This window comes from Rhizobium sp. J15, from assembly GCF_002531825.1.
Lineage (GTDB): Bacteria > Pseudomonadota > Alphaproteobacteria > Rhizobiales > Rhizobiaceae > Rhizobium.
Genome location: NZ_NWSX01000012.1, coordinates 144,897 through 155,405 on the forward strand (window position 1 = coordinate 144,897; position 10,509 = coordinate 155,405).

Annotated in this window: 6 protein-coding genes; 4 read left to right on the top strand and 2 right to left on the bottom strand. The window is 58.7% G+C overall.

Annotated elements, in window-relative coordinates; all coding sequences use genetic code 11:
• The first annotated feature begins 279 nt into the window (after window positions 1-279).
• Window positions 280-4,197 (top strand): hypothetical protein, encoded by a 3,918-nt coding sequence (locus CO670_RS13615; RefSeq protein ID WP_097590713.1) that lies wholly within the window; start codon window positions 280-282, stop codon window positions 4,195-4,197.
• Between the two features lie 102 nt (window positions 4,198-4,299).
• Here the strand turns inward: CO670_RS13615 and CO670_RS13620 are convergent, their stop codons facing one another.
• On the bottom strand, window positions 4,300-5,079 hold the full coding sequence (locus CO670_RS13620; RefSeq protein WP_097590714.1) for an SDR family NAD(P)-dependent oxidoreductase: 780 nt from the start codon (window positions 5,077-5,079) through the stop codon (window positions 4,300-4,302).
• Window positions 5,080-5,200: 121 nt separating this feature from the next.
• A complete protein-coding gene (locus tag CO670_RS13625) occupies window positions 5,201-5,818 on the bottom strand; it encodes a TetR-like C-terminal domain-containing protein (RefSeq protein ID WP_097590715.1) in 618 nt (205 codons plus the stop codon).
• Between the two features lie 111 nt (window positions 5,819-5,929).
• On the opposite strand from CO670_RS13625, the gene CO670_RS13630 reads away from it, so the two are divergent.
• From CO670_RS13630 to CO670_RS13640, 3 genes are all read left to right on the top strand, one after another.
• A complete protein-coding gene (locus tag CO670_RS13630; protein ID WP_097590716.1) occupies window positions 5,930-6,616 on the top strand; it encodes a PspA/IM30 family protein in 687 nt (228 codons plus the stop codon).
• Window positions 6,617-6,663: 47 nt separating this feature from the next.
• A complete protein-coding gene (locus tag CO670_RS13635) occupies window positions 6,664-6,945 on the top strand; it encodes a YiaA/YiaB family inner membrane protein (RefSeq protein WP_071087443.1) in 282 nt (93 codons plus the stop codon).
• Between the two features lie 94 nt (window positions 6,946-7,039).
• Complete coding sequence (locus tag CO670_RS13640) at window positions 7,040-10,435, top strand: acyl-[ACP]--phospholipid O-acyltransferase (RefSeq protein WP_097590717.1); 3,396 nt, start codon at window positions 7,040-7,042, stop codon at window positions 10,433-10,435.
• Window positions 10,436-10,509 lie beyond the last annotated feature (74 nt).

Sequence of the window (10,509 nt, forward strand, 5' to 3'; positions counted from 1 at the left end):
AGGCCGCATTTTATCATGCCGCTATCGGTAGCTTTCATGTTATCAAAATAAGGTTGTATAAACAGATAATTGTACCGCGATGAGTTGCAATATTGGTGTCTGCGTACCACTCTCATCACCGAATGGGCAATCTCCTGGTAACACATGTTGAACCGAAGTGTCAGAATTTTGCTTCGTGACGATTCCCACGCAGCCACTAGTCTGTGCTCTTTCGGGGAGGCTTTGAGATACTCAAACCTAGTGGTCCTTGGTGATCCCGGTTCAGGCAAAACTACATTGATGACAGCCGCCAACAAGGTTGAGGGTGGCACGTTTTTTCATGCTAGAAACTTCGGCATATATGCCACTTCTGATATAGCCGGGAAAACCATCTTTATAGACGCTCTCGATGAGAAGCGGTCACGTAGTGACCATCCGGATTCCATCGGAGTCATTGTCGAAAAACTTCTCGCAACAAAGCCTTCACGTGTCCGGATTTCTTGTCGAGCTTTAGACTGGCTCGGCGAAACGGACCTGACACTATTCAGGCCGTACTTCGAGGCAAACGGTGGCTTTGCTGTCGTGCAACTTCACGATCTTGATGCAGAAGAACAGAAGGCCGTGCTCTTCCAGAAAGATATCCGTGATGCGGAGCGGTTTTTCGATGAAGCTGAAAAGCGCGGCGTAGGCCCGCTTCTGAAGAATCCTCAGACCCTAACCATGTTAGCTGATGTCGTAAAAGGCGGTATCTGGCCGGAGACCCGGTTCCAACTCTTCAACGAAGCGGCAAAACTGCTTGTTCGCGAGCACAACGAAACTAAAGAACACCAAACAAAACAACTGTTCGAACCACCGGAACTTGAGGCTGCAGCGGGCGCAGTTTGTGCCTCTATGTTGATCTCGGATGAGCCAAGCGTTAGCTTACGGCGTTCCAGTGCATCGCTGGGCGGGGCAGCCTACGACAGCGCTCCATTCGCCAACAAGGACGCGGTGTTAAGCGTACTTGGCCGACGAGCTTTCCAAACATGTGGCGATCACTCTGTTACCTATTGCCATAGAACTATTGCTGAATTCTTGGCTGCCAAATGGGTGTCGCAGATAGTTAAGGCCGGATACCCACTCGGACGCGCTTTAAGCTTGATTTCGGTTGACGGCATTCCAGCATTAGAACTACGCGGCCTCTATGCTTGGTTACCAGTTTTCCTTCCGAGTCATGCATATCAGCTTATACAAAAAGAACCGCTGGCCGTCGTGCTGTATGGAGACCCGAAGGCTTTGTCTCCGGCTGCGAGAAGAACTTTACTCGGCGCCTTGCAAGACCTTTCGGAACGCGATCCCTGGTTTACACAATGGGGTATTGACGAAGAAATTCTGGGCAATCTTTCAGGCCACGACATGGTGGAAGGGTTCCGCAGCATACTCGGTGGAGAACCTGAGAACTATCACATCAGATTTTTCGTACTCGATGCTATAGCGTACGGTCCGCAACTTCCTGAAATGGAGGAAGATTTATTCACAATCCTCGAAAACGAGGCGGCACCTTATGGTGATCGGCAGCGCGCTTTTAAAGCGTTAATTCGAACAGCGCCGCATTCGGCGGATCGCATAAGCCGATACACGAGAGAAAGATTGCTTCTCTCGGGAGATCAATGTCGGTTGGCCGCCGAAATTATTCGTAGTTTGTTTTCTGAATGTTTTACGGCCGATGACGTGGCCCAACTCATTAGATGTTACCTCAAGGATAGAGGAAGACACGTCGTTGGCGAGTTGTGGCTGCTCAGCGAAGGCATGCCCGAAGCAGATGTAGTGCAGGTGGTAGATGCGCTATTTCCAGTGATTGAAGCTCACTGCCAAGCGGACTGGCGGCATAAGAGCGAGGTAGTCACTTTTTTTTCCCGGCTGGTGGTTGCGGCCTTGAAGCAGGAGCCTGTGCCCGGATCGGCTAAAATTTGGCAATGGTTGACCGCCCTTTATGTGTTTAGGAGGAGCACCAATTTAGGCTCGTCGGAACATAGCGAATTACGCAATTGGCTATTGGAGCACCCTCATCTGGTGCAAGATTTCTTTGATTTGGCTTGGTCAGCTAGAAGTTCAGAGAGATGGTGGGTCATTCTAAATGATTTTTTTGGCACGATTCTGCACGCATTCGGAACAGAGACTCTAATTTCAAGACTAATGATCGTGGTTGAAGACATCGATCAATTATCCTCTAGGCGTGCTGAAGCGTATGCGGCGACATTGACCTACGTCTATCAGAATGCCTCCAACAGCCGCGCGTTGTTTGAGCAGCTTTACGCCTATAGTCAGAGCGAGCCCTTTTCCAAGGAATTCACGGACCTTTCCTTGTGTCCGGTTGATCGTTGGGAACATGAAGCTGCCGTTCGAACTTTGGCAGAGAGATCGAAGACAGAGGAAAGCAGACAAAAACATCGAAATGATTTCGATGCGGCAGAGGGGCTAATTCGATCTGGCGAACATAAGGGGTGGCTGGCTTGGTGTGCAAATGTATATTTTGCGATCTTCAGCGATGTGGCTGACACACCGGATCGCCGTGAACGTCTGCTAACTGAACTAGGTGAAGAGAGAACTGAGACTGTTCTTGCTGCTTTCCAAGCAGCAGCAAATAAGAGTCATCAATTGCCCTCTCTTTCCGAGATTCTTGATCTGCGGCGAAAGGAGCGATTTCAGCCTTGGTGGCGGGCGATAATCGCCGGATGTGACATTGATTGGGAGAACCGAGGTACTATTGTCGATGTTTCGGATCGTTTACTGGAAGCCGCACTGGCAATAGAGCTTTACTATCCGGTTTTTGACAAGACGGAGAACCAATATAAGCGAGCTATACATGGTTGGCTTGATGCTAGTTATCGAGAGCGGGCAGACTTTGCAGTTCGAGTGTTTTTTGAATGTGCTAAAGAAGATCTCGCCAATGGGCGTGCCAGCTCTGACGCAATTTATCGACTGACGCAAAATGAGCTCCTGAAGGCGGCGTCCGGGGCTTCGACCGCTGACCTTTTGAGGCGTTTCCCAAATGCCTCACCACAGATACTCCGGACGCTGCTTGCGAGTGCCCTCAGCAATGTTGGGTTCTTGCTTAAAATCAATAGCGCTATTGAGAAACTCCTTACTAGCCCCGAGCACGAAATTGGAGTTGAGCAACGCGAAATTTGGTTGGCCACAGCATTTTTGACCTGTGAGGAGCAACTGCCCGATATGTTGCTAAAGCACATCGAAACGAACCGAAAATTAGAAATGCTTTGGGCGTTACAAAATGCTGTCTTTGCATTTCCAATCAATACTGATCATGACGGATTAAAAGGTCTTCCAGATTGGAAAGCCAAATTTCTGGTTGAACAGTTTGGCTCCAATTTCCCGATCGAAGCGCACCCTGAAGACGGGTGGAGTGGCCGCAAAAATAACTGGGACGCCAATGATTTCACGCGACGTCTTATAGATGAACTATCCACCAGAACCGGCAAGGAGGCAAAGTGCGCGCTGGAGCAGTTGTCGGAAGATAGTACGCTGGCTCCGTACAAACAGCATTTGCGCCACGCACTTGCCAATCAGGCTTCATTGCGTCGGCAAGAGGAATTCCAACAGCCCACTTGGGAAAACGCCGTTCGGGCGCTCAATAACGGCCGACCTGCCAACATGGCCGACCTCTTAGAGTTAGCCGTTTTTCATATTCGGTCTGTTGAGCAGCAACTTCGAAATAACAATATTGATGCATTAAAAGTGTTCTGGAATGAAGATTCATATGGACGTCTCACGAGTCCGAAATCCGAAGAATCCGCCCGAGATGCGTTGGTGATGCATTTGAGGCCAGTTTTCGACCCTATAGAAGTTCGTGTGGAGCCGGAAGGCCATATGAACCAGGATAAAAGAGCGGATATTGTCCTTCTGCCTCCTCCTGGCCAAAAACTACCTCTTGAACTTAAACGGGATTACCATTCAGAAATCTGGTCGGCGTGCTCCGAACAGCTTGATCGTTTATATACGCGTGACCCCGAAGCAAATGGTTTTGGGCTGTACGTCGTCTTTTGGTATGGAGGCAAACGCCCTAATACAGTACCAAAACCTCCGTCGTCTATCGAAACGCCGAAATCAGCTTCTCAACTTGAAAAGGCGTTGTCTTCGTTGGTTCCAGTGGAGCACCGCACGCGACTCCGAGTGTTGGTCTTAGACGTCTCACCTGTGGTTTCGAGTGCAATAGGATAATTTGTCGAGTTCCAGGCGGATTGGGAAATTCCTCAGGCAGCGGCTTGCGACTCAAACCGATCGCACTTCGAACCGGTCGGGGGCTGCCTCTGGTCTCGCACCTCACCCGCGCTCCGCAAACAGCCGCACCCCACTCAACTCCGCCAGCCTCCCCACCAACGCATCCTGAAACCCGACATCACCAACCGCCGCCGCCGCCTCCCGTTGCTGCCGATGATACCAATACCCGCCGCTGACCTTGGCGGCGGCATCATCGCTCGTCGCCAGCCAAGTCTGCGTAAGATGCCCCATCTCAAGATCATCTGGCGCGCCGGCGCCGCCCATTTTGGTCGGCACCCAGCCGGGGTCGACGGCGTTGCTGAAGACGTCCGGCCAGTGGCGGGCGAGGGCGGCGGCGAGGGTGGCGATGTAGAGCTTGCTTTCCGAATAGGCCTGGCTGGCGTTCCATGGCCGCCGCTTCCAGTCGATATCGTCGAGGCTGCCGCCGCCGCTGCGGTGCATGCCGCTCGTGAGGTAGATCAGGCGGTCGGGGCGGGTGATCCAGGCGGTGAGGAGATAGGGGGCGAGCAGGTTGACCGCCAGCGTCTTGGCGTGGCCTTCAGGCGTTTCGCCGCGGCTGCGTTCGAGGTAGATGCCGGCATTGTGGATGATGGCGTCCATGCGGCCGATGGCGTTGACCTGGTCGGCGATGGAGCGTGTCTCGGCGGCGCTGGCGAGATCGCCGATGACGAGGCCGAGGGCGGCGGTTGAGGTGTCTGATATGGCGGCGGCGCGCTCGCGGGAGCGGGCGTGGAGGACGACGTCATGGCCCTGGTTCATGAGGGTGCGGGCGGCGGCGAGGCCGAGGCCATCGGTGGAACCGGTGATGAAGATGCGGCTCATGGGGGTTCCTTTCGGCGTGCGGCGTGGTGGGCCTAGAGTGCTTGGCCATGGGTCCTCGGGTCAAGCCCGAGGACGACGGAGGGTGGGGGAGCGTTCCTGCCAAATCCACCGCCAGCCGCACTCACGCGCCCGCTTCCCGTCTCCGCTCTGCCCCCGCCGCAATCGTCAACACCAGCTCGTCCACCTCGCGCGCTAGCCGCTCCAGCGGCAATCCCACGAACCGGCCCTCCAGGCTGATGCTGACGACGCCGTGGACGGCGCCGAAGAGGGTGCGGGCGCGGATGGCGCGGTCTTGGGGGGGCATGTCGGGCTGCAGTTCGGCGAGCGGTTCGGCGATCACGTCCATCAGGAAGAGATGTTCGTCGAGGTGCCATTGCGGGGTCGGGCTGGTGTCGGGGGGGAAGTGGTCGAACAGCGCTTTCCAGAGGTTGCGGTGCTCGACGGCGAAGGCGAGGTAGCCCTGGGCGAGGTTGCGCAGGCGATCGGTCGGGCTTTTGTCCCGGGCTTCGGGGAGTGTCAGCCTGGCCTCCAGCGCCTTCAGCGTCGACGAGTTGACGTGGATGACGAGCTCGGCGAGGTCTGAGAAGACGGTGTAGAGGCCGCCGAGCGCGCAGCCGGCGTCCTGGGTGATGTCGCGGGCGCGCAGATTGGTCAGCCCGTCGCGGGCGATGCGCTCGCGCGCCGCCTCGATCAGCCGCGCCTTCAAATCCTCGCGTTTTTCTTCTCGCCTGCCGGCCATTAACCATTCCACTTCGATTTTTTGAACGACGTTCAAAATTTATCTTGAACGTCGTTCATGATTCTGCCATAACAACACTCGTGAACAACGTTCATAAACCGGAGGAAAGAAATGTTCAAATTGATTTCCGCATTGCTGCGGGGCAGGGCGCATGATGCCGAGCAGGCGTTTGCCGATCGCAACGCCGTGCCGCTGCTGGCCCAGCAGATCCGCGATGCCGCCCAGTCGATCCAGTCGGCGCGCCGCAGCGTCGCTGTCGCCATCGCCCAGAACGAGCAGGAGCGGGCGCAGCATCAGACGATTGTCGGCCGCATCGCCGATCTCGAAAGCCGCGCCATCGCGGCGCTCAGCAAGGGCAATGACGGGCTGGCGCGGGAAGCGGCCGAGGCGATCGCCTTTCTCGAAGCCGAGCGTGATGCGTCGGAAAAGGCGCAGGCGCAATTCACCACCGCGATTGCCAAGCTGAAGGGCATCGTTCGGGCCGCCGAGACGCGGCTGCAGGAGCTGCAGCGCGGCGAGCGGCTGGCGCGGGCGACCGAAGAGGCGCAGAAGCTCGATATCGCCGTCGCCGGCCCCGGCCTGGCGACCCTCGACGAAGCCGAGGAGACGCTGGCCCGCCTGCGCCTGCGCCAGAGCCAGAACGAGCTGACGGCGGCCGCCCTGAAGGACATGGAAAGCACCACCCGGCCGGCCGGCATCATCGAAAAGCTTGCCAATGCCGGCTGCGGCGCGCCGCTCAGCTCATCGGCCGATGACGTGCTCGCCCGGCTGAAGAGCCGCATCACGCCGGCCGCCTGAATTCATCCATCCAACCAATAACCCCTAAAAATTGAAGGGCCACTGCAATGAACGACAGTTTCCAGAAACATTCCGCCAGCTGGGTCAGCTTCTCCTACATCTCCTTCGGCGCCGCCGCCTTCATGCTGGTGCTCGGCCTCTACATGATGCCGCTCGATCTCTGGGGCAAAGGCTATCTCGCCATGGGCATATTGATGCTGGTGCAGACCACGGTGAACATCACCAAGACGCTGCGCGACAATGCCGAATCCGAGAAGCTGATCCGCAAGGTCGAGGACGCCCGCACGGAAAAACTGCTCGTCAAATTCAATCGTAGCGATGAAGATTGATCTTCCTTAACCACAGCGCAGAGTTGTTGCCGCATTCAACCAATGGGTAACAACTCTGTGGCCTTCTCTGCGAGCCTAAAGAAGGACTCCCGCCGTGCAACACAATCTGATGACGTCTAGAAAATTCGCGCCGCTGTTCTGGACCCAGTTCCTCACGGCCTTCAACGACAATTTTCTGAAGAACACGCTGGTGTTCCTCATCCTCTTCAAGATGTCGGCAAGCGAGGGTGCCGCGCTTGTGACGCTTGCCGGCGTCATCCTCATCGTGCCCTTCCTGCTGCTCTCCGCGCTCGGCGGCGAGCTGGCCGACAAACATGACAAGGCGAAGGTCGCCGAACTGCTGAAACGATGCGAGATCGGCATTGCCGCCTTTGCCGTCGTCGGCCTCGGCTTCTCCTCCATCTTTGTGCTGATGGCGGCGCTCTTCGGCTTCGGCGTCATCTCGGCGCTGTTCGGGCCGATCAAATACGGCATCCTGCCCGATCACCTCGAGCGCCGCGACCTGCCGAAGGCCAATGCCTGGATCGAGGGCGGCACCTTCATCGCCATCCTCGCCGGCACGATCATCGCAGCACTCGCCTTTTCCAGCGGCGACAATGTGCTGCTCTTCGGCTCGATGATGATGGGGCTGTCGCTGCTCTGCTGGCTGGCGAGCCGGATGATTCCGGCGACCGGCTCCAAGGCGCCGGATCTGGAGATCGACCGCAATGTCATCCGCTCCAGCTACACGCTCGTCATGGAAATCCGCGCCGACAAACGCCTGTGGCGTTCGGCGCTGATGAATTGCTGGTTCTGGCTGGTCGGCGCCTTCGTGCTGTCGATCCTGCCGACCATGGTCACCGAGCTGCTCGGCGGCTCCGAGCTCGTCGTGCCCGCCTATCTCACCGTCTTCGCCATTGCCGTCGCCGTCGGCTCGGGCATTGCCGCCTGGATGTCGTCGGGCCGCATCGTGCTGCTGCCGGCCCCTGTGGGAACGGCGCTGCTCGGCCTCTTCAGCCTCGATCTCGCCTGGAACCTCTGGGGCCTGGCCTCGACCGCGCATGCGACGACCATCCTCGCTTTCTTCGCCGGTGAAAACACCATCCGCGTCGCCATCGATCTCGCCGGCATGGCCATATCAGGCGCCTTCATCGCCGTTCCCACCTTCGCCGCCCTGCAGACCTGGGCGCATGAGGATCGCCGCGCCCGCGTCATCGGTGCCGCCAATGTGCTCTCGGCGCTGTTCATCACCGTCGGCCTCGGCCTCGTCGCCCTCATCCAGGAGCTCGGCGCGTCCATACCGCAGATTCTGATCGGCCTCGGCATCCTCAATTTTGCCGTTGCCTGGCTGATGCTGAAGACGCTGCCGACCAATGCCTTCCGCGATTTCATCTCGATCCTGTTCCGCGCCTTCATGCGGCTCGAGGTCGAGGGCCTGGAGAATATCAAGAAGGCCGGCCGCGCGCCGATCATTGCGCTGAACCATGTCAGCCTGCTCGACGGCGCCTTGGCGCTCGCCATCACCGAGGAGGAGCCGACCTTTGCCGTCGATTACAAGATCGCCCAGGCCTGGTGGGTGCGGCCCTTCCTGAAAATGTGCAAATTCCTGCCGCTCGACCCCACCAAGCCGATGGCGACGCGCTCGCTGATCAAGGTGGTGCAGGAGGGCAGCCCGATCGGCATCTTCCCCGAGGGACGCCTGACGGTGACCGGCACGCTGATGAAGGTCTATGACGGCGCCGCCATGGTCGCCGACAAGACCGGCTCGATGGTGGTGCCGGTCAAGATCGACGGGCTGGAGAAGAGCTATCTCTCCTATCTCGGTGACGGCAAGATCCGCCGCCGGCTGTTTCCCAAGGTCAAGGTCACCATTCTCGAGCCGGTGAAGCTGGAGGTGCCGGCCGAACTGAAGGGCCGCAAGCGCCGCACGGCGGCGGGGGCTGCCCTCTATCAGGTGATGTCGAACCTGCTGTTCGAGACCGCCGATACCTCGTCGACCGTACTCGGCCGCGTCATTCAGGCGGCCCAGGAATTCGGCATGAAAAAGCTCGCCGTCGAGGATCCGGTCACCGGCAGCCTCACCTATGGCAAGCTTTTGACCGGTGCCGCCGTGCTCGGCGCCAAGTTCCGCGCCCGCTTCCCGGAGGCGAACATCGGCGTCCTGCTGCCGAATGCCAATGGCGCCGCCGCCACCATTCTCGGCGTCATGAGCGCGGGCAAAGTGCCGGCTATGCTGAACTTCACCGCCGGGGCCGCCAATATCCTCTCCGCCTGCAAGGCCGCCGAGGTGAAACACGTGCTGACCTCGCGCGCCTTCGTCGCCCAGGCCAAGCTCGGCCCGGTGATCGAGGAGCTGGAAAAGCAGGTGACGATCGTCTGGCTCGATGATCTCAGAGCCGAAATCGGCGCGCTCGACAAGATCCGCGGCCTCCTGCGCAAGGGCCGGCCGCTGGTCAGACGCCGGCCGGACGATCCCGCCGTCATCCTCTTCACCTCGGGTTCGGAAGGCACGCCGAAGGGCGTGGTGCTCTCCCACCGCAACATCCTGTCGAACGCCGCCCAGGCCGCCGCCCGCATCGATTTCCACAGCGGCGACAAGGTGTTCAACATCCTGCCCGTCTTCCATTCCTTCGGGCTGACGGCCGGCACGGTGCTGCCGCTGATCTCGGGCGTGCCGGTCTATTTCTATCCGTCGCCGCTGCATTACCGCATCGTGCCGGAGCTGATCTATGTCTCCAACGCCACGATCATCTTCGGCACCGATACCTTCCTCAACGGTTATGCGAGGACCGCGCATCCGTATGATTTCCGCTCGATCCGCTATATCTTCTCCGGCGCCGAGCCGGTGAAGGCCTCGACCCGCCACACCTATATGGAAAAATTCGGCCTGCGCATCCTGGAAGGCTACGGCGTCACCGAGACCGCGCCTGTTATCTCGATCAACACGCCGATGTACAACCGCTCCGGCACGGTCGGCAAAATCCTGCCGGGCATGGAGTGGAAGCTCGAACCGGTGCCCGGCATCGACGAGGGCGGCCGGCTGCATGTGCGCGGCGCCAATGTCATGGCCGGGTATCTGCGCGCCGAAAAGCCCGGCGTGCTCGAGCCGCTCGCCGATGGCTGGCACGACACCGGCGACATCGTCACCATCGACGAGGACGGCTTCGTCAAGATCCGCGGCCGCGCCAAGCGCTTCGCCAAGATCGGCGGCGAAATGATTTCGCTCGCCGCCGTCGAAACGCTGGCCGCCGAGCTCTGGCCGGGCGCGCTCTCGGTCGTCTCGTCGCTGCCCGACCCCAAGAAGGGTGAGCGCCTGGTGCTCTTGACCGAAGCCGAAACCGCCACCCGCGCCGAATTCCTCGCCTTCGCCAAATCGAAGGGCGCCATGGACATGATGGTGCCGGCCGAGGTCAATATCGGCAAGGTGCCGGTGCTGGGTTCGGGCAAGGTCGATTTCGTCGCCGCGCGCAAGCTGGCGGAAAGTGCGGGGCAGAAGGAGGAGGCGGCGTAGGCTGTGGTTTGGCCGGGGTCAAATTCAAGCGAAGTGCTTGCGGCATGGATACTCGGGTCAAGCCCACTGCTGTC

Coding starts and splice junctions, on each gene's coding strand:
- CO670_RS13615 (WP_097590713.1), top strand. CDS start 280: ATGACAGCCGCCAACAAGGTTGAGGGTGGCACGTTTTTTCATGCTAGA.
- CO670_RS13620 (WP_097590714.1), bottom strand. CDS start 5,079: ATGAGCCGCATCTTCATCACCGGTTCCACCGATGGCCTCGGCCTCGCC.
- CO670_RS13625 (WP_097590715.1), bottom strand. CDS start 5,818: ATGGCCGGCAGGCGAGAAGAAAAACGCGAGGATTTGAAGGCGCGGCTG.
- CO670_RS13630 (WP_097590716.1), top strand. CDS start 5,930: ATGTTCAAATTGATTTCCGCATTGCTGCGGGGCAGGGCGCATGATGCC.
- CO670_RS13635 (WP_071087443.1), top strand. CDS start 6,664: ATGAACGACAGTTTCCAGAAACATTCCGCCAGCTGGGTCAGCTTCTCC.